This is a genomic window from Micromonospora sp. DT44 (assembly GCF_049841635.1).
GTDB lineage: Bacteria > Actinomycetota > Actinomycetes > Mycobacteriales > Micromonosporaceae > Micromonospora.
Genome location: NZ_JBNCKS010000016.1, coordinates 82,541 through 104,872, shown reverse-complemented (window position 1 = coordinate 104,872; position 22,332 = coordinate 82,541). Strand labels below are relative to the sequence as shown.

The window sequence follows — 22,332 nt, the reverse complement described above, 5'->3', positions numbered from 1 at the left end:
CGGGAGGCTTCCGCTGACCCGGTCGGCACTGGTCTCAGTGCGACTCGGGCAGCGGGAGCATGGCCAGGGGCACATGGTGCTGTCCGGCGTGGATGTCGCGGTCGCGCAGGCTGCCCTGCGCCACCGGGCGCGGGAACGAAATCTTGACGACGTTCAGCGCCGGTATCCGGAAGATGCGGATGGCGTCGGCCGGTACGCCGTAGAGGCGGGCGACCAGCGGCGCGTCCAGGAAGCCCGGGTCGGCTACCAGGGCGTACCCGGCGGTGTCGCGCATGAACAGCTCCATCGTCACCCAGAACGGGCCGGCGTTCTTCGACCGAACCTCCAGCGCGAGGCCGGCGACGGTGCGGGGGTGGGCGTTATCGGACAACGCTGTCCTCCGGGAGGTGGATGCGGAAGAGGCTGGTGGGCGAGTCCACGTCGACGACGTGGTTGAGGACGAACTCGTACGCTGCCCCGCGCTCGGTCTCGGCGGGGGAGTAGGGGAAAGCGAGGCTGGGCAGGTAGTCCATATCGGGCGTGGGCAGGTGCAGCATGAGCGGATTGGCGATCTTCGCGACGGCGGTGGCCGTCTGCTGATCGACGGCGCGGACCAGGAGCATCACGCCGACCTCGCGCGGTGTCCGGGTGTCCGGGTCCGTTGCCTCCAGCACGGCGTCGTAGCCGTACAGGCGAATGTCGAAGGCGTAGTCGTCGGTGCTGAGCCCGAGCGTCTGGGCGACCCGATCCGTGGTGACCTGGCGCAGCAGCTGTGCCCAGGTGGTGATCTGGCCGAGGATGTGCGGGTCGCGGATGGCGGTGAACGACATCGTCTCGTACCCGGTGATCCGGGCCCCCTCAAGCTTGTTCGTGTAGGGGGCCGGCTCGAACCGGGAACCCTCCACCCGTACCCGCCGCTCGTCCAGGGCCCGGTAGGTGGCGTCGGCGACCATCAGCGTGCCGGCCGGTTCCCGCATCGAGAACGGGTCGGCGGTCTCGTAGAGCATGTGCGCCGCGACCGAGGTGGGAGTGCAGGCGACGGTCGGGTCGAGCGGCTCGATGGTGAAGCCGGTGGCGTCGATGGTGGCGAAGACCCCGCTGGAGCGCGGGTTCGTGGTGCACTGCGCGCCGCACTCGATGATCTTGGCGGCGTGCCAGGTCGGGCCGGCCGGCATGCCGGCCATCAGCGGGAAGGCGGCGGCCACGGCGGTGTCGGTGGCACGCCCGGCCAGTACCACGTCGGCTCCGCCCGCCAGCGCCTCAGCGATCGGCTCATGGCCCATCATCGCGACGATGTGCTGGCAGCTGTCCAACGTCGCCGGGTCGAGGTCGCCGGCCGGCGGGAGCGGGTGGATCCGGCCCTTGTCGAGATGGCCCCTGAGGTCGGTGGCCCGCTGCTCGCTGTAGATGGTGGCGACCCGCAGGTCCAGCCCTTCCTCAGCCAGGATGCCGTGGGCGATCCCGGCGACCCAGTCCACACCGGAGTCGGTGCCGCTGGTACCGCACGAGCCGACGATCAGCGGAATACGCGCCTTCGCCGCCGCCCGGAGCAGCAGGCGCAGGTCGCGGGCCACGGCCGCCGCGGTGGTCTTGGCCGTGCCGGTGCCCAGATAGTACGGGCCGGAGTCGGTCGACCCTCCGTCCACGGCGATGACGTCGGCACCGAGTTCCAGCCCACGGTCAACGATCTCGGGCGGGAATCCCGAGCCGAGCATGCCCGAGGGCACGAGAATGCGTACGCGGTCGCGGGTCACGGTTTCCTCATTTCGCGGGTATGAGCCGGTCATCCGACGGTGGCGGCCACGGCGCGGCCGGCCTGGCGGCCGGAGAAGAGACAGCCGCCCAGGAATGTGCCTTCCAGCGCGCGGTAGCCGTGCATGCCACCACCGCCGAACCCACTGGCCTCGCCGGCGGCGTAGAGCCCGGGCACCGGCTGGCCGGTGCCGTCCAGCACCCGACCGTCGAGGTCGGTGTGCAGGCCGCCCAGCGTCTTGCGGGTGAGCACGTGCAGGCGTACGGCGATCAGCGGCCCGGCCTTCGGGTCGAGGAGTCGGTGCGGCGCCGCGGTTCGCATGAGCCGGTCGCCCCGGTAGTTTCGGAAGTTGCGGATGGCGGCAATCTGCATGTCCTTGGTGAAGCTGTTGGCCAACTCCCGGTCGCGCGCCTCGATCGTGCGCTGGATGTCGAGCGGGTCCAGCAGAGGCTCGTCGGTGAGCGCGTTCATGCCCTTCACCAGCTCGTCCAGCCGGTTGGCCACGACGAAGTCGGCGCCCTTCTGTTTGAATGCCTCCACCGGCGCCGGTGCGCCGGCACGGAGGCGGCCGAGTACCTGTTTGACGCTGCGACCGGTCAGGTCCGGGTTCTGCTCGGAGCCGGAGAGCGCGAACTCCTTCTCGATGATCTTCTGCGTGAGGATGAACCAGCTGTGGTCGTGGCCGGTGGTGCGCAGGTGGGCGAGCGTGCCGAGGGTGTCGAACCCGGGATAGAGCGGCACCGGCAGCCGTCGTCCGCGCGCGTCGAGCCAGACGGAGGACGGCCCGGGCAGGATCCGGATGCCGTGCTTGTCCCAGATCGGGTCCCAGTTCTGGATGCCCTCGACGTAGTGCCACATCCGATCCGGGTTGATCACGGCGCCGCCGGCGTCCTGCGTGATGGTCAGCATGCGGCCGTCCACGTGGGCGGGAACGCCGCTGATCATGTGGGTGGGCGGCGTACCGAGCCGTGCCGGCCAGTTGCGGCGGACCAGGTCGTGGTTGCCGCCGATACCGCCGGAGGTGACGATGACGGCCTGCGCGGTGTAGGCGAAGTCGCCGATCTCCTCCCGCGAGCTGGCGGCGCCGCGGGCGGCCTCGCTGGGCTCCAGGACCCGGCCCGTGGCACCCACCACCGCGCCGTCGCTGATGGTCAGCGCGTCGACCCGGTGCCGGAAGGCGAACCGGACGAGGCCGCGTCCGGCCGCCTCCCGCACGATCGCGATGAAGGGTTCGAGCAGGCCCGGTCCGGTACCCCAGGTGACGTGGAAGCGGGGCACCGAGTTGCCGTGCCCGGTGGCGTCGTAGCCCCCGCGTTCGGCCCAGCCGACGATGGGGAACATCTTGACGCCGAGGCCCCGCAGCCACGCGCGTTTCTCACCGGCGGCAAAGTTGACGTACGCCTCGGCCCAGCGCCGTGGCCAGGCGTCCTCGGGGCGGTCGAAACCGGCACTGCCCTGCCAGTCCTGCCAGGCGAGTTCGGTCGAGTCGCGGATGCCCATCCGGCGCTGCTCGGGCGAGTCGACCAGAAACAGCCCGCCGAACGACCAGAACGCCTGGCCGCCGAGGCTCTGCTCGGGCTCCTGGTCGAGCAGCAGGACGGATCGGCCAGCGGCGACGAGTTCGGCGGTGGCCACCAGTCCGGCGAGGCCCGCGCCGATCACCATCACGTCCGCGTCCGCTGTTGTGGTGGTCATGCCGGCTCCTTCGGTTCGGTGAGCGAGTGGGCGGGCCGGCCGTCGAGGGCGGCGACGAGCTCCTTGGCACCCTCCATCCCCGCGGCCAGCCGGGCCTCGGCAGTCTGCCCGGCCATGTGCGAGAAGACAGTGATGCCGGCCACGCCGCGCAGGATGCTGTCGGCGGGCAGCGGCTCCACGTCCACCACGTCGAGGGCTGCGCCCGCCAGCCGGCCGGACCGGACCGCCTCGACCAGGGCGGCCTCGTCGACGAGCGGCCCGCGTGCGGTGTTGATCAGGTGCGCGCCCGGCTTCATCCGGGCCAACGCCGCGCTGTCGATGAGGTGGCGCGTGAGCGGGGTCAGTGCGGTGTGGACCGACACGAAGTCGGCGTCGCGCAGCAACTCGTCGAGCGTGATCCGGGTGACCGGCGCGGGGAGGCTGCCCGTGCACAGCACTGTCATGCCGAAGACGGCGGCCAGCGGCGCCACCCGCTGGGCCACCGCGCCCCGCCCGATCAGGCCGAGCGTCTTGCCGCGCAGCTCGTGGCCGTCGGTGCGGGGCCAGCCGCCGGCGGCCACGCCCGCGGCCATCGGCACCAGGCACCGGGCCTGGGCGAGCAGCAACCCCATGGTGTACTCGGCCACCGCGTTGGCGTTGATCCCGGGCAGGTTGCTCACGCTGATCCCGAGCCGGCCGGCGGCGGCCACGTCGACGGAGTCGTACCCGACTCCGGTACGCACGACCGCGCGCAGGTCCGATGCCTGGCGCAGCACCTCCGCGGTCATCGGCTCGTTGGCGATCAGCGCCCCCTCGACGCCGGCCAGGGCCGCGATCAGCTGCTCCGGCCGGCGTGGTCCGCGCATCGGGTCGTGCCGCGTCGTGAAGCCGAGCCCGGTCAGGTAGGTGTCCACCTCATCACCGGGGGCGAGGTAGTCAGTGGTGATGAGGATGGTCGACATCATTCGCTTCCCGTGAGGGTGTCGGCCCGGTTGGCGCGGTGCACACGCTGCAGGCGTTCGAGGCGTACGACGACGAGCACGGCGAGTAGGGCGAGCACGGCGATGTAGAGCAGCATCCCGTCCCAGCCGACCAGGTCGATCACCACGCCGATCAGGGCGGGGCCGCCGAAGCCGCCCAGGTACCAGGTGACCGCGTACAGGCCGGTGTAGGCGCCGAACACCCGGCTGGACGGCGCCAGGTTCCACAGCGCCACCGCCGCGTTGATCGTGAAGGCGGCGGCGCCGGCCGAGGCCACGCAGAACGCCACGACCGTACCGGTGGCGGTCTGCACGACGGCGCCCGCCGCCAGCGCGACGGCGAAGACGGTCATGCCGAGGGCGATGATCCGCAGCCGTCCGAAGCGCTCGGCCAGCAGCGCGGCCGGATAGGCGGCGGCCACGTAAACGATGCCGCTGGGCAGGGTGAGTCCGCCCGCGTCGCCGCGGCTCAGGCCCAGCGCCTCCATGCCGTACGGGGTGATCAACGACCGGGAGGCGAACCATGCCCCGCCGAAGAGCAGGACGGTCAGCAGCAGCAGGAGCCGGCGGCGGTCCTGGTCGGTGAACAGGCCGGAGACGATCTGCCGCAGCGGTTGGCTGACCGCGGCGGGACCGGCGGAGGCCTCCTCGGCCACCGCGGCCTGGTAGGCCGCCGACCGGCTGTCGCGCACGTTGGCCAGCAGCACGAACGTGGCGGTCAGCATGATCACCGAGGGGATGACGAAGGCCGCCCTCAGATGGTCGTCCACCACGAGAAGGCTGACCAGCGACGCGACGATGATGGTCAGTGCGGTCGCGATCTTCACGGCGGCGTTCGCCCGGCCGCGCCGTTGCGGGGGCAGGAAGTCCGGCACCAACGACTCCGCCAACGGTCGCGTGGTGTTGGCGATCAGCGCGTAACAGAACATCACCACGACCAGCGTGGCCAGCGACGTGGTCCACGGCAGGAGTACGAAGACCAGCGCGGCCAGGGGCATGCCCACCGCGAGGTACGGGATCCGCCGCCCCCACCGGGTCCGGGTGTTGTCGGACCGGTTGCCGATCCAGGGCTGGATGAAGATCCCCAGCAGGTTGTCCATCCCCATCAGCGCGCCCACGAGCGCCGCGCTCGCCACGTGCTCGCGCAGCAGCACGGGCACCTGATTGTCATAGAAGTTCCAGGTCGACTCCTGCGCGAAGAGCGCGAGGGCTATGAAGAACGTGATCCGCCGGTTGGACACACGTCCACCTCCTTGTGTCCCGGGTCACGGTAAGTTGCTGTAGCAAACTCGTCAACAGTTGCAAACAAATTTGCTGTGTCATGCGCTAGAGTGCGGTCATGACGACAGCCGGGACGCTCGCCGATCAGGCGTACCGACACGTTCGCACCGCGATCGCCACCGGCGAGCTCGCGCCGGGAGAGAAGGTCACCGAGCGGGGCATGGCCGAGCGGCTCGCGGTCAGCCCGACACCGGTCCGCGAGGCCCTGCGCCGGCTGGAGCTCGACGGGCTGATCGAGCGGATCGGGCCGCGTACCGTGCTGGTCGCCGCCATCCGCGACGCCGCCATCGACGACCTCGCGGAGGTGGAGGTCGGCCTGCGGGGCCTCGTCGCCCGCTTCGCCGCCCGACACGCCACCGCCGAGCAGCTCGACGCGCTCGACGCCCTTCTCGACCGCGCCGACGACCTGCTGATCCTTCTCAAGGAGCGGTCCGCGCAGGGCGGGCCGGTCGAGCGGCACCTCACCGAGCTGCTCGACACCATGCAGCGGTTCAACGACACGGTGAGCGCCTGCGCGCACAACCCGGTGCTGATCCGGATGCTCGAGCAGAGCCGCGTGTTCTCCCGCCCGCAGCGCCGCGAGCTGCTTCTGCAACGCGTGGCGGAGGACGACACGTTCGGCCTGGAGCGATACAGCAGCCACCGGGCCCTGGTCCGGGCGCTCCGTGCGGGCGACTCCGCCGCCGCCGAACGCATCGCACTGGAGGACTCGCAGGGCGGCCTGGCAGCGCTTCGGGAGACGCCGTGACCACCCACCGGATCGCCGTCATTCCCGGTGACGGCATCGGCAAGGAGGTCGTCCCGGCCGGCCTCGACGCGCTGGACGCCACGGCACGTCGTTTCGGCCTGACGCTCGACTTCGAGAGCTTCGATTTCGCCAGTGCCGACTACTGGCAGCGGCACGGCGCAATGCTGCCGCCCGACTGGGAACAGACGCTGCGTGGCTACGACGCCATCTACTTCGGCGCGGTGGGCTGGCCGGAGGTCGTACCCGACCATGTCTCGCTCTGGGGCAGCCTCCTGCAGTTCCGGCGGGTCTTCGACCAGTACGTGAACCTGCGCCCCTGTCGGCTCATGCCCGGCGTCCGCAGTCCCCTGGCCGGCCGGCTCCCGGGCGACATCGACTTCGTCGTCGTGCGGGAGAACACCGAGGGCGAGTACTCCAGCGTGGGTGGGCGGATCTTCGAGGGCACCGACCGGGAAACCGTCCTACAGGAGACGATCATGACGCGCGTCGGCGTCGACCGTGTCCTGCGCTTCGCCTTCGAGCTGGCCAACCGTCGCCCCAAGCGGCACCTGACGTCCGCCACCAAGAGCAACGGCATCTCCATCTCCATGCCGTACTGGGACGAGCGGGTGGCCGCGATGGGCGAGCGGTTCCCCGACGTTCGCCTCGACAAGTTCCACATCGACGCGCTCGCGGCGCAGTTCGTGCTCCACCCGGAGTGGTTCGACGTGGTTGTGGCCAGCAACCTGTTCGGCGACATCCTCTCCGACCTCGGCCCGGCCTGCACCGGCACCCTCGGCATCGCCCCGAGCGCCAACATCAACCCTGGTGGTGAGCACCCGAGCCTGTTCGAGCCCGTGCACGGCTCCGCACCCGACATCGCAGGCAAGGGCATCGCCAACCCGATCGGCCAGATCTGGTGCGGCTCGATGATGCTGGAGCACCTCGGCCACCCCGAGGCCGCCGCCCACCTGCTCGGCGCGATCGAGGACGTCCTGGCGTACGGGCCCGGACAGGCGCCCTTGACCCCCGACCTACACGGCACCGGCACGACGGCGGAGCTGGGCCGGGCGATCGCCGAGAGGGTCAGCGAACGCCCGTCCGGCACCGCCTGAGGCGGCGGCGGGTCGTCGCCCCGCGCGACTGGCTGAACGTAGTGGCCGGTGGCGTCCGCGCTGGCCGGTCGCCGGGTCCTGAGAGGTCCCTTGAGTTGGCGGTGACGCCGCCGCCAAAGAGGGCGGACGCGCAGAGGCGGCTTCTGCTGAGATGGGCGGCGTGTTCCCGAAACGGATGTGGCAGGAGCTGCGACGGCAGCCTCGGTGGTCCGGTGTTGTACGTCGCCGTGCTGTGTGGGTCCGGTGCGATGCTCGTGTTGTCGGTGGTTCTGATGCTGTTGCGGGGGCGGGGCCGGCGGCGGTAACCGTTGGGGCGCCATCGCAGCCGTGCTCGCAGCCCTGGTCGGCGCCGCGCGTCGACGGCCATCGCGTCGCGCTGACCGAGACGGGCCAGATCACCGCCCGCTACCAGATCCGCAACGACACGATCGCCTACTACGACGCGGCGCCCAACGGCACGAAGGTCTGGAGCATCGACGTTTCCGCCCGGGGCTCGGGATCACGCCAATCCTCGGTGTCGCTGTCATCCGACCGGTACCACTGCGCGGGCGACACTCGTGCAGCAGTACGTCAAATCGCATGAAGTCCCGCAGCCGGGCCGCTTCGTGTACCGGTTGTTCGTAGAGAAGGATCTCGCCCGGTGTTCTGGTCCTGCCGTACAGAACCGATCGGAGGTCGAAGTCCTCGGTCTGCCGCAACTCGATGACGCGTAGCCCGTACCAGGCGAAGGGCCCGACGACCTCCAGCACCTCACGAACGTCACGTCGGCTTGCCGGATGCGCGAATCCCGGTCGCGCCGTTTGTACGTGGATCCGGATCCGGTCCAACCCCGGAGCGCGACGGAGCGCCTGGCGCGCCCGGGGATCTGTACGCAGGCTTCGGCTCACACCGCCCATGCTCGGCGACCCCACGGTGTGCCACAACGGATTTCACCGCGGAACTCACGGCCGCGCGGGCTCAGTATGGCTGGCCGCACACCTTCCAGGCGCCATCCTCCTTCACCAACGTGAAGAGGTGCCGGTCGGTGAAGCCGCTGTCCAGTGTCAGGGCCATGTTCACCGTCGCGGACGTGCGGCCGTTGACGCTCGACACGTTGACGCCGTTGACCTTATGGCCGCGGATCTTCGGCTGCTTGGCGACGCCCTGGACGAAGGCCTCTCTCGTGTACCTGACGCGCGTGTCGCCGCACAACAAGCCGTACGCCGCGTCCGCATCGTCCGCCTCCAGGTCGCTGACGAACGACTCGGCAGCCTGCCGCGCCGGATCCGTTGCCCCCTTGACTTCCTTGTACAGGAAGAAGCCGCCGATGCCGGCGCCACCGCAGCACAGCACGACGACCACGCCAACGACGATCAACACGGTTCGCAACGTCCGCCGCTTCGGCGGTTGGGGCATCTGGTACGGGTGGGTCATAGGTAGGGACGGTAGGGGATGCGAGAAATCCTCGACGCCCCACCCATGCTGCGCGGGAATCGCGTTTCCCGGCCTGATGGCCGTGCCATAGACTCCGCCGGTGCTTGCGGTGTCGGGGGACTTCGAGATCCACATCACGGCTTACGCTCATCACGCCGAGAAGCTGTCGGCGTTCGCCGCCCAACATGGGCTGAAGTTCGTCCATATCGTGCTCGATCGTGGCGCCAACGTCTCTCAACCGATGCTCACCCTGACCGGCCGAGGCACCCTGACCGAGCAGGTTGCCGCGGTGCGGCACTGGCGACGCGAACTGCGCGAGGCAGGGATCCACCCGTGCCGTTCGAAGATCGAGGCGGCGCCGTGGTGCGTCGGCGTACCGCAGTCGGATGAGCAGGCGGCAGTCGAACCCGCTGACCGGTACTTCGAGCACCACGTCAAACTGCTGCTCCCCAGTACGGCGGTGGCGGATCTGATGGCGCTCACCGACCTGGTCGCCCCGCACGGGGCACGGTTGTCCCGTAACGCCCGCCGGGAGCTGGTGGACGGCGCGCAGGAACGGTTCGTCAACCAGCGATGTCACGGTGTCGGGCTCGCCACGGCCGGGCGGCGGCTGGACGAGCTGGTCGCGACCCTCCGGGCCGCCGGCCACGAGCCTATGGCCGTGGAGCAGGAGTACGTCGTCTCCGACAGCGACCTGCACCACGACCACGGTTGGCTGGACTCGCCCGCGCCGAGGGCGGGCGGTTGGGCGCGGGAGCGTGAGAACAGGATGAGGTCGGCGCCGGCTGGTTCACCCGACTACCCCCCGACCTACCGGCCGCTGCCCATCAGCCCGACCGTGCGTCAGAAGGCGGCGTTCGACCCTGCTCTCCGGCAGTACCCGAACGCCTACCACGCCGGAGAGCCCGACTTCGTCGTGGAGGCCACCGGCCAACTGTGGACCACCGCCCGGCGTGCCGCCATGAATCACGTCCTGGCGGCCATCGCCACCACAACCTGGGTTCGGCACCTGGTCCTGCGTGGCAGCGTCACCATGGCGACCTGGGTCGGCGACGCCGCCCGCGAGCCGGGCGACCTCGACTTCGTCGTCACCCCGCACACCATCGCCAGCGACAGCACCGACGCTCGCACGCTGCTCGATGACATCAAGACCGCCGTGCGAACCGCGCCCGGCGCCGGCCTGCAACCGGACCGGATAACCGAGGCCGCCATCTGGACGTACGAACGAGCCGACGGACGCCGCCTCGTGATCCCGTTCCACACACCGGGGGCGCCGGACGGCCACGTACAGGTCGACGTCGTCTTCGGTGAGAAGCTTCCCCTCCCACCAGAGGCGCTGATACTGCCGGACATCGACGAGCCGGTACTCGCCGCGCCCGCCTCGCTGGCGCTGGCGTGGAAGCTGCTGTGGCTGGCCACCGACGGGTACCCGCAGGGCAAGGACCTCTATGACGCGGTCCTACTCGCCGAACACACCACCGTCGACCGAGCCCTCGTCCGCCAGCTCATGCGCCCCGAGCTCGGTGCCGAAGCGGACGACTTCACTGCCGAGACCGCCTTGTCTTGGCAGGTCGACTGGACCAACTTCACCGACGAGTGTCCCGGAATCACGGGCACCGCCGATCAGTGGACCAGGCGGCTGGCGCTGGCCCTCGATCGCGCCTGGACCTGACAACCGTGCCCGGCGTGTAGAACCGGCCTTCCTGGCCGTTGAGAACCCCCTTCGCGCGGTCGTCCGGCTCCCCATGGCGAGGTGCGCGGCTGGTATGGCCACCCCGTCGTCCGCCGGGCGGTGACGCGCGCCATGCCCGGCCGGAGTGCCGGCGTGCTGCCGGTCCGGCCGGACGGGGCGCGGGCCGAACCGCCGCGAACCGCGTGCGTCCGCCCACGCGGGGTCTGATGTGAACGTTCACTACGACCGAAACGGAAGATCCGAGCCGGAGTCGGGAACTTCGCGGAACGGGTTGATTGCACATCGAACACCACCGAGTGTGCCTCCCCGTGATTCTACAGTTGCATTCGGTGAGTGTGCGGGTGAGTGTGCGGGTGCGGGTGCGGGTGCGGGTGCTGGAAGTATCCAGTTCCGCGCGCGATGCGCCAGCCGCCGCGGGAAGCGGTCGAGCTCGATGTTCTCCCTGATCAGCATGGCCACGTGGACGGGCGTGCAGCCGGCGGCGGGCCGCCCGTCGGTCGGCGGCGTCGTCGGGAAATGGCGGAGAATTGACCTGCGGCGGTGCTCTTCGGTTGTCGGCACGGTTGCGTCGACGTCATTTCTGGCAGACGATCGAGTCGTCATCGGCCAACCGTTTAATCGAGATCGAGCGGGTAATTTTCTCGGGGCAATAAATGGCAATCGGGTGGACCTGCCGATCGGCCGGCCTGTTCTGCGTGCGAGGCGTCCAAAACGATTAACATTTTCGAAACAAGTGCGCGGGCTGGGTGCCGTCGGGAGGAGATTCGCGCGGTTTATCCCTTTTCTGGGTGGGATACGCAGCAGATGACCTTCCCATAATGCCAGGGCTGGGACGATATGTCGGGAGGCAAAGGCGGCCCGTTCGGCGCTTTCCCACTTTGCCGTCGTTGATGTGACGGGAACCCGGCGGCGCTGGTCCGTACGCGCTCTTCCAGTGGTATTCGAGCAACGTTCCAGGTCTTGTCGCGACGCTCCTGTCCTAGCTAATCTGGCGAACGGCGCTGACTTCGCTGATCGATTAGTTTGCCGGACAGATGATTGTCCGGGGGAACAAGTGAGTGGCATGCGGAAATCGGGGGAGCGCGCATGATCGAGATCAAGCTGCTCGGTCCGTTGATGGTGCAACGGTCCGGGGTGGACGTCACCCCGTCGGCCCCGAAGCTCAGACGGGTGCTCGCCGCGCTCGTCCTCAACGCGAACATGCTGGTCAGCGTCGATCAACTCTTCGAGGAACTCTGGGAGAACCGGCCGCCGCCGAGTGCGCTGACCACCATGCAGACCTACATCTACCAGTTGCGGCGCCGGCTCGACCTGGGCACCGAACCTCCTCCGGAGCAGCCCACCGAACCGATTCTGATGACCCGGGTCGGCGGGTACGAGCTCCGGCTCGACGACCTACAGGCGGTCGACGTGCACCGGTTCGATCGACTGGTCACCCAGGGGCGCGCCGAGATGGACGGCGGAGAACTGGAGAAGGCCGCTCAGACGCTCGGGGACGCCCTCGCCACCTGGCGGGGACCGGCGCTCGTGGACGTTACCCAAGGACGCCGGCTCTCGGTGTGGACCACCCAGCTCGAGGAACGGCGCAAGGCCGCGCTGGAGCGCCGGTTCAGTGCCCTGCTGCAACTCGGCCACCATCACGGAGTCGTCGACGAACTCGGCGGCGCGATGCACGACTACCCCACCCACGAAGGGTTCGCCGGTCAGCTCATGCTCGCGCTGCACCGGTGTGGACGGCGACCGGAGGCACTCGACGTGTTCCGCCGAATCCGCCGGCAACTCGTCGAGGAACTCGGGCTGGAACCGTCCGCCGCCGTGCAACGGCTGCATCAGGCCATCCTCGCCGACGACCCCCAACTCATCGGGCTGCCCCGGCAACGCGTGACCGCCTCGGTCAGCCGGTCGGTGGCGCCGGCCCAGCTTCCACCGGGCATCCCCGACTTCGTCGGCCGCGACGTACGTCTGAAACAGGTCGCCGACCTACTGCGCGGCGGGCAGTCGCGTACGGGTGCGTCCCCCGTCGTCGAGGTGCACGGGCCGCCAGGCATCGGCAAGAGCACGTTCGCGCTCCAGGCTGCCCACCAGGCCCGGGCCCGGTTCCCCGATGGGCAGTTCTACGTGGACATGTCCGGCTCCGCATCCGGCGACATCCGGCTGGACGAGGTGCTGACCGCGAGCCTGCGCTCCTGCGGGCTGCCGCGGGACGACCTGCCGACCAGCGTCGACGAACTCAGCCGGACCTTCCGAACCTGGACCGCGGACCGTCGCGTGCTGATGGTCGTCGACGACGTCATCGACTCGGAGTGGCTGCAACCGCTCCTGCCCGGCGGTTCGGGGTGCGCGGTCGTCTCCACCAACCGTTACCGGCACTACGGGCTGCCCGGCGCGCACCACATCTCGCTGCCCGCGATGACGATGGACGAGGCGCTGACCTTGCTGGGCAACATCGCCGGCGAGTGGCGGGTCGAGGACGAGGGCGAGGCGGTCAAGGCACTGATCCGCATGTGCGACATGCTGCCCCTGGCCGTACGGGGGGTGGCGGCCCGACTCGCGAGCCGGCCCGGCTGGCCCGCCTCGCGTCTGCTCGACCGGGTATGCCGTGACGAGTCGATGCTCCTCGACCTGACCGCCGGGCCGAGCGACCTGATCGGCACCGTCGACGTGGGCTACCGGAGCCTGCCGGAGCCGTACCGGCGGGCGTTGCGGATCATCGTCACCGAGCACTGGCAGCGGTGGGGGGCGAGTGAGCTGGCGACGCTGCTCGGTGCCCGGGTCCAGGACGCCGAGGTGCTGATCGAGAACCTCGTCGACATGCACCTGCTGGAGGAGGTGCCGTCGGCGCATCCCCGCGGACACCCTCCGTCGGCTCGCCGGCCTGTCGAACCGCGGTACACGGTCCCCCGCCTGAACGCGCTGGCGCTCCGCTCCATAATCGGCGCGGAGGACGACGAGGATTCGTCGGAATCGTCGCTGCCGCACTCCGCGGCGTGGTACTTCCGCCGTCCAATCTCCCCGCTGAGCGCCCACTCGGCCTGACCGCCCGCACGTCACAGTGGCCCACCCGCCCACCCGGGCAGGTGGGCCACTGACGTGCGGGTTGGGCACGGCGCGTCCACCCACCTTCGAGACGGGTTCGAGAACGATTCGAGACCCGGCGACGACGGTGGTCGCACCGACGAAGCCGGGAGGAACCGTGCACCAGACGTTGATCGTGGCGAAGATGCATGTCGCCGACGCAGAGGGGGTCGCGAACGTCTTCGCCGAGTCCGACCGCACCGACCTGCCGGCGATGGTGGGTGTGTCGCGGCGGACCCTCTTCGCATTCCATGACCTCTACTTCCACCTGGTCCAGGCGGACGGGGACATCACCCCGAACCTGTACCGGGCCCGCAGTCACCCGCTCTACCAGGACATCAACACCAAGTTGGGCGCGTTCATCTCGCCGTACGACCCGCAGTGGCGCGAGCCGCGGGACGCGATGGCGGAGGCGTTCTACACCTGGACCCCGGAGACGGGCCCGCGGTTCACCGCCCCGGCCGGGACCGCCCGCCGGACCGCCCCATGACGGCCACCACGCGGCTGAAGGTCGCCGCGTCCGAGGTCGGCGCCAACGTCCGGCGGGGCGGGGACATCCGCGTCACGCTCAGCCCTCGCACGGTCGGTTGCACCTCCGGCTTCGGCGGGGTGCTGACGCTGCAGCCCGGCGAGTACGTGACCGAGCACCAGCACCCGTACTCCGAGGAGTTCCTGCACGTCATCGATGGCACGCTCGACATCACCCTGGACGACGTGCCGGTCTCCCTCGAACCGGGTGACTCGCTGCTGGTTCCGATCGGCGTGCGGCACCGGCTGCGCAACGTGGGTACGTGCGGGGCGCGACTGGTGTTCCACCTGTCACCCCTGGCCCCCCGCCCGGAGCTGGGCCACATCGACACCGAGGCTCCACTGGCGGCGGACGCCGCCGACCCGGACGTCGGCGGTGGGCGGTGAGCCGGCGCGCCGTGATCACCGGCATCGGTGCCGTCGCCCCCGGCGGTATCGGTCGGGAGGCGCTGTGGGAGCTGCTGGCCGCGGGCCGCACCGCCACCCGGACCATCACGCTCTTCGACCCGGCCGGCTTCCGGTCGCGGATCGCGGCGGAGTGCGACTTCGACCCGGTGGCCGCCGGGCTGAGCGCGCAGGAGGTCCGTCGCATGGACCGCGCGGCCCAGTTCGCGGTGGTGTCGATGCGGGAGGCGGTCGCGGACAGCGGCCTCGACGTCGGCCGCCTCGATCCCGCCCGGATCACGGTCAGCATCGGCAGCGCCGTCGGCTGCACGATGAGCCTGGAGGACGAGTACCGGGTCCTCTCGGACGGCGGGCGACGCTGGCTGGTCGACCACACCTACGGTGTGCCGCACCTGTACGGGTACATGGTCCCCAGCACGATCGCCGCGGAGGTGGCCTGGCAGGTGGGCGCCGAGGGACCGGTGGCTCTCGTGTCGACCGGGTGCACCTCCGGGCTGGACGCGGTCGGGCACGCCGTCCAGATCATCGAGGAGGGCGCTGCGGACCTGGCCATCACGGGCGCGACCGACGCGCCGTTGTCTCCGATCACCTCGGCCTGCTTCGACGCGATCAGGGCCACCTCACCCAACAACGACGATCCGGCGCACGCGTCGCGTCCGTTCGACGGGCGTCGGGACGGGTTCGTGCTCGGCGAGGGCGCGGCCGTCCTCGTCCTGGAGGAGGAGTCGGCCGCGCGTCGGCGCGGGGCGCGCATCTACGCCGAGGTGGCCGGGTTCGCCAACCGCAGCAACGCCCACCACATGACGGGTCTCAAGCCCGACGGTCGGGAGATGGCGGAGGCGATCCGTGTCTCTCTGGACCGGGCGCGGCTGGACCCGGGCGCCGTGGACTACGTCAACGCGCACGGCTCCGGCACCAAGCAGAACGACCGCCACGAGACGGCCGCGTTCAAGCGGACGCTCGGGCACCGCGCGTACCAGGTGCCGGTCAGCTCCATCAAGTCGATGATCGGTCACTCGCTCGGCGCGATCGGCTCGCTGGAGGTGGCGGCGTCCGCGCTGGCGCTGCACCACCAGGTCGTGCCGCCGACCGCGAACCTGGCGGTCGCCGACCCGGAGTGCGACCTCGACTACGTCCCGAACGATGCCCGTGACCACCGCATGGACGCCGTGCTGACGGTCGGCAGCGGGTTCGGCGGCTTCCAGAGCGCCATGGTCCTGCGCCGGGCGGACGCCCGGGCGAGGAGGTGACCGCATGACCGCACCCACCGCGGTGGTGACCGGCATCGGTGTTGTCGCACCGACCGGCATCGGTGTCGAGGAGCACTGGGAGTCCGTGCGTGCCGGCAAGAGCGGGCTGGGCCGGATCACCCGGTTCGACCCGACGTCGTACCCGACCCGCATCGCCGGTGAGGTGCCGGCGTTCAACGCGCGGGACCGGGTGCCCGGCAGGCTGGTGCCGCAGACCGACCGCTGGACCCAGTTCGGCCTGGCCGCCGCGGACGCGGCACTCGCGGACGCCCGGGTCGATCCGACGGTCCTGCCCGAGTACGAGATGGCCGTGGTGACGGCCAGCTCCTCCGGCGGCACCGAGTTCGGCCAGCACGAGATGGAGCGGCTCTACACCAAGGGGCCGTCCTGGGTGGGCGCCTACCAGTCAATCGCCTGGTTCTACGCGGCCACCACCGGCCAGGTCTCCATCCGGCACGGCATGCGCGGACCGTGCGGCGTGCTCTGCACCGAGCAGGCCGGCGGTCTCGACGTCCTCGGCCAGGCCCGGCGGTTGCTGGCCACCGGCTCGCGCGTGGTGCTCAGCGGCGGCACCGACGCCTCGCTGTGCCCGTACGGCCTGGTCGCGCAGATGGCCAATGGACAGTTGTCCACCAGCGACGACGCGACCCGGGCCTACCTGCCGTTCGCCGGCGACGCGGCGGGCTACGTGCCCGGCGAGGGCGGCGCGATGTTGGTGGTGGAGAGCGCCGAGAGCGCACGGCGTCGCGGGGTGCGCTCCTACGGCACGGTCGCCGGTTACGCGGCCGGCTTCGATCCTCGGCCCGGATCGTCCCGGCCGCCGGCACTGGCCCGGACGATCCGGGCCGCCCTCGCCGACGCCGGCGTGGCGCCGGCGCAGGTGGGTGTCGTGTTCGCCGACGCGGTGGCGGTACCGGATCGGGACGCCGCCGAGGCGGACGCCCTGGTCGAGGTCTTCGGGCCACGCGGAGTGCCGGTCACCGCCCCGAAGACCCTCACCGGGCGGCTCTACGCGGGCGGCGCGCCGCTGGACGTCGCCACCGCGCTGCTCGCCATGCGGGACGGCGTGCTGCCCGCCACGGCCGGCGGGGGCCGGCCGGCGCCCGGTATCCACCTCGACCTGGTGACCGAACCGCGGGAGGGCCGGGTCCCGACCGCGCTGGTGGTCGCCCGCGGCCACGGCGGCTTCACCGCCGCGCTGGTGCTGACCGCCGGCGACCGCACGCCCCACTGATCGAACCACCGGAAGGGATCTTCGTGAACCACTTCACCGTGCACGACCTCACCCGCATCCTGCGTTCCTGCGGGGACAGCGGAACCGTCGACGATCTCGCCGAAACAGACCTCGACACCCCGGTCGCGGAACTCGGCTTCGACTCCCTGGCGATGCTCGAGGTCGCCAGCGTCGTGCAGCGCGAGTACGGCGTGCCGATGCCGGACGAGGCGCTCGATCACATGATCACGGCCCGCTCCACCGTCGCCTACGTCAACGCCCGGATGACCGAGGCGGGTGTGGCATGACGGCGCGCACCGACAACGCGATCGTCATCGACGCTCCGCTGGACCTGGTCTGGTCGATGACCAACGACGTGGCGTCCTGGCCCCGCCTGTTCAGCGAGTACGCCTCCGCGGAGATCATCGAGGAGCGCGGCGACACGGTTCGGTTCCGGCTCACCCTGCACCCCGACGAGCAGGGGCGGGTGTGGAGCTGGGTGTCCGAGCGCACCACCGACCGCGACGACCTGTCCGTCTCGGCGCACCGGGTAGAAACGGGCGTCTTCGAGTTCATGAACATCCGCTGGACCTACGAACCGGTCGAGGGCGGCGTGCGGATGCGCTGGCAGCAGGAGTTCCGGATGCGGCCGGACGCGCCGCTGGACGACGCCGCGATGACCGCGCGCCTCAACCGCAACACTGCCGAGCAGCAGCGTCTCATCAAGGAGCGGGTCGAGGCGGCCGCCGAGGGGGCCGCCGACGAGCGAGACGTGGCGGCTCGATGACCGGCCTGAGGTACGAAAGAGCGGACGCCCGGTCCGCCGGCCTCGACGGCCGTCGGGTCCTGGTCACCGGTGGCAGCCGGGGTGTGGGCCGGGCCGTCGTGCTGTCGATGGCACGGGCCGGCGCGCACGTGGTCAGCTGCCACCGGCAACCCGGCCCCGCCGTCGACAGCCTGCGCAAGGAGCTCGGGGCCACGCCCGGAGACCACTGCCTCGTCCGTGCCGACGTGCGCCAGGACGATGACGTACGGGACCTGATCGACGAGTGCCGTGGCCGGCTCGGCGGTCTCGACGTGGTGGTGAACAACGTCGGCGCGTTCGCGCCGGCACCGTACGCGGAGCTCAGCCGCGCGGAGTGGGACGCGACCGTCGACGGCAACCTGACGTCCGCCCACCTGGTCACGCAGGGGGCGTTGCCGCTGCTGTCCGCGGGCTCGTCGGTGATCAACGTGGGGTCGACGGTGGCCTCGATCGGCATGAGTGGAGGGGCCCACTACACCGCGGCCAAGGCGGCGCTGGTCGGCTTCACCCGTTCGCTGGCCCGCGAGCTGGGGCCGGCCGGGATCCGGGTCAACGTGATCTCGCCGGGCCGCATCGACACCGAGGCGATGGACGACCTGCCGCCCGAGATCGCGGCGCGCCAGCGCGCGCTCTTCGCGTCGTTCAGCGCGCTCGGGCGGTTGGGCGGCGCCGACGAGGTGGCCCGGGTGGCGCTGTTCCTCGCCAGCCCGGCCGCCGGCTACGTCACCGGCCAGAACATCCACGTGGACGGCTGCGTGTAACCGACACAACTTGGAGGAGGAACTCGTGGAGTTCGGATTGCAAGGCAAGAAGATTCTGGTCACCGGGGGCTCCCGGGGCATCGGCCGGGGCATCGTCCTGGCCGCCGCACGGTCCGGCGCCGACGTCGTCACCTGCTATCGGCAGGAGAGCGCGGCTGTCGACAGCCTCGCCGCGGCGCTCAAGGAGACCGGCGGTGACCACCACGTCGTCCGGGCCGACCTCGCCGTCACGGCGGAGGCGGACCGGCTCGCCGACGAGTGCGCGCAACGGTTCGGTCGCCTCGACGGCGTCATCAACAGCGCCGGCGTGATCAGCCACATCCCGTTCGAGCAGCTGGCCGTCGACGAGTGGCACCGGGTGCTGGACACCAATTTGACGGCGGTCTACCGGCTCGTGCAGCGCACTCTGCCGCTGCTCGGCGAAGGGTCGTCGATTGTCAACGTGGGGTCGCGGGGAGCGGCCGCCGGTATCCCGCTGCGCGCGCACTACACCGCGACGAAGGCCGCGCTGATCGGCCTCACCCGGTCGCTGGCCAAGGAGCTGGGCGGCCGGGGGGTCCGGGTCAACGTGCTGGCCCCGGGCGTGATCGAGACCGAGGCGATGGACGCGATGCCGCCGGAGAGGGCGCAGGGGCTGCGGGACATGTACGCCGGCAAGACCGCGCTGGGGCGCCTCGGCACTGTCGACGAGGTCGCTGCCGTCGCGCTCTTCCTGGTCAGTGACCTGAGCAGCTACGTCACCGGCGAGACGATCAACGTGGACGGGGGGATCTGAGATGGCGGACTCCGGGCCGGAGCGCAGCTTCCGCGTGATGCTGCGCATGGAGATCAGGCCGGGGATGGCCGCCGACTTCGAGCGGGTGTGGCGTGAGGTCGGCGACTCGGTCACCAGCCACCCGGCCAACCTCGGGCAGTGGCTGTCGCGCGGTGCCGAGGAGGAGGACATCTACTACATCGTCAGCGACTGGGTGGGCGAGCGGGAGTTCCGCGAGTTCGAGACGAGCGACCGGCACCTGCGGCACCGGGAGAAGCTGCACCCCTACCGCAGCGGGGGGTCGATGACGACGATGCACGTGGTCGCGCATCTCGACGGTTCCAGGGCGTTGCGGTGATCGGCCAGGTGCAGGTCGTCGTCCACCACCTGACCGACGACGCGGTGGCGGTGCGGGCGGCGTACGAGGAGTCGAGCGCCCGGATGGCGGGCACGCCCGGGTTGCTCTCGAACGAGCTGCACCAGGGGATCTCCGATCCGCGCAGCTTCGCCGTGGTCAGCCGGTGGGCCGGCTGGCCGGACTTCGCGGCGTGGGAGTCCAGCCCCGGGCACCGGGACCAGACCGCCCCGCTCCGGCCGTTCCGCGACCACACCCGGCCGCGCCCGTTCGAGGTGTTCCGGGTGACCGCGAGGCACGGGACGCCCGCGCTGACCGAGGCCGGGTGAGGATATGACGACCATGCTGCTGCGGTCTCCGGTGGAGACCGTCCCATGGGTGCGGTGCGAGCAGTGCCGCACCCTGACCTACGCCAAACGGTTCGTCCGGGAGTTGCGCGTCTGCCCCGAGTGCGGCCGGCACAGTCGGCTCACCGCCGCCGAGCGGATCGCCCAACTGCTGGACGAGGAGAGTGCCCGGCCGGTTGCAGTGTCGCGGGCGGTGCGGGACCCGCTCCGCTTCGTTGACGACCGACCCTACCGGGAGCGGCACCAGGAGGCGGTCGCTCGCACCGGTATGGAGTGCGGGGTCCTGGTGGTGCGCGGACGCATCGAGGGCCACCCGGTCGTGCTGGCCGTGATGGACTTCCGTTTCATGGGCGGCAGTCTCGGCGCCGCCGAGGGGGAGGCCGTGACCACGGCCGCCGAGACGGCGCTCGCCGACCGGGTGCCGCTGGTGGTGGTGACCGCCTCCGGTGGGGCCCGGATGCAGGAGGGCGCGGTGTCGCTGATGCAGATGGCGAAGACCAGCAACGCGTACGCGGCGCTGGACCGGGCCGGCCTGCTGACCGTCACCGTGATCACCGACCCGACGTACGGGGGAGTGGCGGCCTCGTTCGCCACTCTCGGGGACGTGGTGCTGGCCGAACGGGGCGCGCGGATGGGGTTCGCCGGCCGTCGGGTCATCGAGCAGACCATCCGCGAGGAACTTCCGGAGGGCTTCCAGACGGCCGAGCACCTGCTGGCCCGTGGCCTGGTCGACGACGTGCAACCACGGGTCGAACTGCGGCCGGCGCTGCGGCGGCTGCTCGCCGCGACCGGTGGTGTGCGGGCCGGCTGGGACGGGGGCCGGACCGACCCGGTGGAGCGGGACGTGACGCGGCTGGCGGAGCGGCCCGCGTGGGACGTCGTCCAAACGGCCCGTGACGTCGGTCGGCCCACCACCACCGACCATCTGGGGCATCTGCTGGATGGCTTCTGCGAGCTGCGCGGCGACCGCAGCGGCGCGGACTGCCGGGCGGTCGTGGCGGGGATCGGGCTGCTCGACGGGCTCCCGGTGATGGGGATCGGGCACCAGAAGGGGCACACGACCCGGGATCTCGTCGCGCACCAGTTCGGCATGCCGTCACCGGCCGGGTTCCGCAAGGCGGCCCGGGCCATGCGACTCGCCGAGAAGCTCGGCATTCCGGTGGTGACCCTGGTGGACACACCCGGCGCGTATCCCGGCGTGGAGGCCGAGGAGAACGGGCAGGCGGTAGCCATCGCCGAAAACCTCCGGCTGATGGGCGGTCTCCGTACGCCGATCGTCGCGGTGGTCACCGGCGAGGGTGGCAGCGGGGGCGCGCTCGCGCTGGCGGTGGCCGACGTGGTGCTGATGTCGGCGAACGCGGTGTACTCGGTGATCAGCCCGGAGGGGTGCGCGTCGATCCTGTGGCGGGACGCCGCGGCGGCGCCACGAGCCGCCCAGTCCCTGGCGATCGATGCCCGATCGTTGCTCGCCCAGGGGGTGGTCGACGGCGTGGTACCGGAGCCACCGGGCGGCAGCCAACAGGATCCGGTCGCCGCCTCGGAGTTGCTGCACGACGCCGTCACCGCGGCCCTCGCCGGCCTGCTGGGCCGGGACGCCGACGACCTGGTGCGGCAGCGGGTGCGCCGGTTCCGCGGATTCGGCCGCGCCGACGGGGAGGTAACGGCGTCATGACCACCGAACCCGCGCCTGGATCCGTCGGTGCGGTCCCCGGTGACCGCGCGGTCGCGCCGGACGACCTTGAGGTGCTGCAGGAGGTCAGCCGGACCGTCGCCGGGCTGTTGCGGCAGGCGCACCAGCCGCCACGGCGGGTCGCCGCGACCGTCGGCGCGATCAGCATCGAGATGGAGTGGCCGGCCGCCGGGGCCCCGCCGCCCGCCGCAGGCGCGACCGCGCCGCCGGTCGTCAACGGAGTGGCCGCCCCCGCCACGACTCTCAACGGCAGCGCGGCCGAGCAGCCGGCGAACCTCGACGCGGCGGTGCGGTCCCCGCTCGTCGGCACCTTCTACCGGGCGCCCGAGGTGGGGGCCGCGCCGTTCGTATCGGTCGGTGACGTCATCGAGGTCGGCCAACAGGTGGGCATCGTGGAGGCGATGAAGCTGATGAACCCGGTCGAGGCGGACCGCCGCGGCCGGGTGTTGGAAATCCTGGTCGCCGACGCCGAGCCCGTCGAGTACGACCAGCCGCTCATCGTGCTGGGCCCAACCGACAGGGAGAGGTGACGGC

Annotated in this window: 23 protein-coding genes; 17 read left to right on the top strand and 6 right to left on the bottom strand. The window is 71.0% G+C overall.

Features of this window, described 5'->3' with window-relative positions; genetic code table 11:
- Positions 1–34 precede the first annotated feature (34 nt).
- The 5 genes from ACLQ25_RS12120 to ACLQ25_RS12100 are packed head-to-tail and all read right to left on the bottom strand — an operon-like array spanning position 35 to position 5,627.
- On the bottom strand, positions 35–370 hold the full coding sequence (locus ACLQ25_RS12120) for a DUF4387 domain-containing protein (RefSeq protein WP_425730980.1): 336 nt from the start codon (positions 368–370) through the stop codon (positions 35–37).
- On the bottom strand, positions 360–1,733 hold the full coding sequence (locus ACLQ25_RS12115; protein ID WP_425730979.1) for an acyclic terpene utilization AtuA family protein: 1,374 nt from the start codon (positions 1,731–1,733) through the stop codon (positions 360–362). The genes ACLQ25_RS12120 and ACLQ25_RS12115 overlap by 11 nt, the downstream gene beginning before the upstream one ends.
- 29 nt (positions 1,734–1,762) lie before the next feature.
- The gene (locus tag ACLQ25_RS12110; RefSeq protein ID WP_425730978.1) at positions 1,763–3,427 is read right to left on the bottom strand and encodes an FAD-binding dehydrogenase; all 1,665 of its coding nucleotides are present in this window, start codon (positions 3,425–3,427) and stop codon (positions 1,763–1,765) included.
- The gene (locus ACLQ25_RS12105) at positions 3,424–4,368 is read right to left on the bottom strand and encodes an NAD(P)-dependent oxidoreductase (RefSeq protein ID WP_425730977.1); all 945 of its coding nucleotides are present in this window, start codon (positions 4,366–4,368) and stop codon (positions 3,424–3,426) included. Before ACLQ25_RS12105 ends, ACLQ25_RS12110 begins: the two co-directional genes overlap by 4 nt.
- A complete protein-coding gene (locus ACLQ25_RS12100) occupies positions 4,368–5,627 on the bottom strand; it encodes an MFS transporter (RefSeq protein ID WP_425730976.1) in 1,260 nt (419 codons plus the stop codon). Before ACLQ25_RS12100 ends, ACLQ25_RS12105 begins: the two co-directional genes overlap by 1 nt.
- Positions 5,628–5,725: 98 nt before the next feature.
- Here ACLQ25_RS12100 and ACLQ25_RS12095 point away from each other — a divergent pair, with 98 nt between their 5' ends.
- The 3 genes from ACLQ25_RS12095 to ACLQ25_RS12085 all read left to right on the top strand — a co-directional run bounded on the left by ACLQ25_RS12095 (position 5,726) and on the right by ACLQ25_RS12085 (position 8,092).
- Positions 5,726–6,415, top strand: coding sequence for a GntR family transcriptional regulator (locus ACLQ25_RS12095; RefSeq protein ID WP_425730975.1), 690 nt, complete (start codon positions 5,726–5,728; stop codon positions 6,413–6,415).
- Positions 6,412–7,509 (top strand): tartrate dehydrogenase, encoded by a 1,098-nt coding sequence (locus ACLQ25_RS12090; protein ID WP_425730974.1) that lies wholly within the window; start codon positions 6,412–6,414, stop codon positions 7,507–7,509. The genes ACLQ25_RS12095 and ACLQ25_RS12090 overlap by 4 nt, the downstream gene beginning before the upstream one ends.
- Before the next feature lie 151 nt (positions 7,510–7,660).
- On the top strand, positions 7,661–8,092 hold the full coding sequence (locus ACLQ25_RS12085; protein WP_425730973.1) for a hypothetical protein: 432 nt from the start codon (positions 7,661–7,663) through the stop codon (positions 8,090–8,092).
- Positions 8,093–8,466: 374 nt separating this feature from the next.
- Here ACLQ25_RS12085 and ACLQ25_RS12080 read toward each other — a convergent pair whose 3' ends face one another.
- Positions 8,467–8,922: a hypothetical protein gene (locus ACLQ25_RS12080; RefSeq protein WP_425730972.1), complete on the bottom strand. Its 456-nt coding sequence runs from the start codon at positions 8,920–8,922 to the stop codon at positions 8,467–8,469.
- A 100-nt stretch (positions 8,923–9,022) separates the two neighbouring features.
- Here ACLQ25_RS12080 and ACLQ25_RS12075 point away from each other — a divergent pair, with 100 nt between their 5' ends.
- From ACLQ25_RS12075 to accB, 14 genes are all read left to right on the top strand, one after another.
- Positions 9,023–10,594, top strand: coding sequence for a nucleotidyl transferase AbiEii/AbiGii toxin family protein (locus tag ACLQ25_RS12075; RefSeq protein WP_425730971.1), 1,572 nt, complete (start codon positions 9,023–9,025; stop codon positions 10,592–10,594).
- A 1,107-nt stretch (positions 10,595–11,701) separates the two neighbouring features.
- Positions 11,702–13,651, top strand: a complete 1,950-nt coding sequence (locus tag ACLQ25_RS12070; RefSeq protein ID WP_425730970.1) for a BTAD domain-containing putative transcriptional regulator — start codon at positions 11,702–11,704, stop codon at positions 13,649–13,651.
- A gap of 157 nt (positions 13,652–13,808) precedes the next feature.
- The gene (locus ACLQ25_RS12065; protein WP_425730969.1) at positions 13,809–14,180 is read left to right on the top strand and encodes a TcmI family type II polyketide cyclase; all 372 of its coding nucleotides are present in this window, start codon (positions 13,809–13,811) and stop codon (positions 14,178–14,180) included.
- On the top strand, positions 14,177–14,605 hold the full coding sequence (locus ACLQ25_RS12060; protein ID WP_425730968.1) for a cupin domain-containing protein: 429 nt from the start codon (positions 14,177–14,179) through the stop codon (positions 14,603–14,605). Before ACLQ25_RS12065 ends, ACLQ25_RS12060 begins: the two co-directional genes overlap by 4 nt.
- Entirely contained in the window at positions 14,602–15,873 is a 1,272-nt protein-coding gene (locus ACLQ25_RS12055; RefSeq protein ID WP_425730967.1) for a beta-ketoacyl-[acyl-carrier-protein] synthase family protein, read from the top strand. The genes ACLQ25_RS12060 and ACLQ25_RS12055 overlap by 4 nt, the downstream gene beginning before the upstream one ends.
- Before the next feature lie 4 nt (positions 15,874–15,877).
- Positions 15,878–17,107 carry a ketosynthase chain-length factor gene (locus ACLQ25_RS12050; protein ID WP_425730966.1) on the top strand — a complete coding sequence of 410 codons (1,230 nt, stop codon included), beginning with the start codon at positions 15,878–15,880 and terminating at the stop codon, positions 17,105–17,107.
- Positions 17,108–17,130: 23 nt separating this feature from the next.
- Positions 17,131–17,394, top strand: a complete 264-nt coding sequence (locus tag ACLQ25_RS12045; protein ID WP_425730965.1) for an acyl carrier protein — start codon at positions 17,131–17,133, stop codon at positions 17,392–17,394.
- Positions 17,391–17,873 carry an SRPBCC family protein gene (locus ACLQ25_RS12040; protein WP_425730964.1) on the top strand — a complete coding sequence of 161 codons (483 nt, stop codon included), beginning with the start codon at positions 17,391–17,393 and terminating at the stop codon, positions 17,871–17,873. Before ACLQ25_RS12045 ends, ACLQ25_RS12040 begins: the two co-directional genes overlap by 4 nt.
- The gene (locus ACLQ25_RS12035; RefSeq protein ID WP_425730963.1) at positions 17,870–18,652 is read left to right on the top strand and encodes an SDR family NAD(P)-dependent oxidoreductase; all 783 of its coding nucleotides are present in this window, start codon (positions 17,870–17,872) and stop codon (positions 18,650–18,652) included. The genes ACLQ25_RS12040 and ACLQ25_RS12035 overlap by 4 nt, the downstream gene beginning before the upstream one ends.
- Positions 18,653–18,677: 25 nt before the next feature.
- The gene (locus ACLQ25_RS12030) at positions 18,678–19,427 is read left to right on the top strand and encodes an SDR family NAD(P)-dependent oxidoreductase (RefSeq protein WP_425730962.1); all 750 of its coding nucleotides are present in this window, start codon (positions 18,678–18,680) and stop codon (positions 19,425–19,427) included.
- Between the two features lies 1 nt (position 19,428).
- Positions 19,429–19,764, top strand: a complete 336-nt coding sequence (locus ACLQ25_RS12025) for an antibiotic biosynthesis monooxygenase family protein (protein ID WP_425730961.1) — start codon at positions 19,429–19,431, stop codon at positions 19,762–19,764.
- Positions 19,761–20,090, top strand: a complete 330-nt coding sequence (locus tag ACLQ25_RS12020; RefSeq protein WP_425730960.1) for an antibiotic biosynthesis monooxygenase family protein — start codon at positions 19,761–19,763, stop codon at positions 20,088–20,090. Before ACLQ25_RS12025 ends, ACLQ25_RS12020 begins: the two co-directional genes overlap by 4 nt.
- A gap of 13 nt (positions 20,091–20,103) precedes the next feature.
- Complete coding sequence (accD, locus tag ACLQ25_RS12015) at positions 20,104–21,780, top strand: acetyl-CoA carboxylase, carboxyltransferase subunit beta (protein ID WP_425730994.1); 1,677 nt, start codon at positions 20,104–20,106, stop codon at positions 21,778–21,780.
- Positions 21,777–22,328: an acetyl-CoA carboxylase biotin carboxyl carrier protein gene (accB, locus tag ACLQ25_RS12010; protein ID WP_425730959.1), complete on the top strand. Its 552-nt coding sequence runs from the start codon at positions 21,777–21,779 to the stop codon at positions 22,326–22,328. Before accD ends, accB begins: the two co-directional genes overlap by 4 nt.
- Positions 22,329–22,332 lie beyond the last annotated feature (4 nt).

What these genes read in the sequence shown, in the direction of transcription:
- ACLQ25_RS12110 (WP_425730978.1), bottom strand. Translation starts at nt 3,427, where the DNA reads ATGACCACCACAACAGCGGACGCGGACGTGATGGTGATCGGCGCGGGC.
- ACLQ25_RS12105 (WP_425730977.1), bottom strand. Translation starts at nt 4,368, where the DNA reads ATGTCGACCATCCTCATCACCACTGACTACCTCGCCCCCGGTGATGAG.
- ACLQ25_RS12095 (WP_425730975.1), top strand. Translation starts at nt 5,726, where the DNA reads ATGACGACAGCCGGGACGCTCGCCGATCAGGCGTACCGACACGTTCGC.
- ACLQ25_RS12085 (WP_425730973.1), top strand. Translation starts at nt 7,661, where the DNA reads ATGGGCGGCGTGTTCCCGAAACGGATGTGGCAGGAGCTGCGACGGCAG.
- ACLQ25_RS12080 (WP_425730972.1), bottom strand. Translation starts at nt 8,922, where the DNA reads ATGACCCACCCGTACCAGATGCCCCAACCGCCGAAGCGGCGGACGTTG.
- ACLQ25_RS12070 (WP_425730970.1), top strand. Translation starts at nt 11,702, where the DNA reads ATGATCGAGATCAAGCTGCTCGGTCCGTTGATGGTGCAACGGTCCGGG.
- ACLQ25_RS12060 (WP_425730968.1), top strand. Translation starts at nt 14,177, where the DNA reads ATGACGGCCACCACGCGGCTGAAGGTCGCCGCGTCCGAGGTCGGCGCC.
- ACLQ25_RS12050 (WP_425730966.1), top strand. Translation starts at nt 15,878, where the DNA reads ATGACCGCACCCACCGCGGTGGTGACCGGCATCGGTGTTGTCGCACCG.
- ACLQ25_RS12040 (WP_425730964.1), top strand. Translation starts at nt 17,391, where the DNA reads ATGACGGCGCGCACCGACAACGCGATCGTCATCGACGCTCCGCTGGAC.
- ACLQ25_RS12035 (WP_425730963.1), top strand. Translation starts at nt 17,870, where the DNA reads ATGACCGGCCTGAGGTACGAAAGAGCGGACGCCCGGTCCGCCGGCCTC.
- ACLQ25_RS12025 (WP_425730961.1), top strand. Translation starts at nt 19,429, where the DNA reads ATGGCGGACTCCGGGCCGGAGCGCAGCTTCCGCGTGATGCTGCGCATG.
- accD (WP_425730994.1), top strand. Translation starts at nt 20,104, where the DNA reads ATGCTGCTGCGGTCTCCGGTGGAGACCGTCCCATGGGTGCGGTGCGAG.
- accB (WP_425730959.1), top strand. Translation starts at nt 21,777, where the DNA reads ATGACCACCGAACCCGCGCCTGGATCCGTCGGTGCGGTCCCCGGTGAC.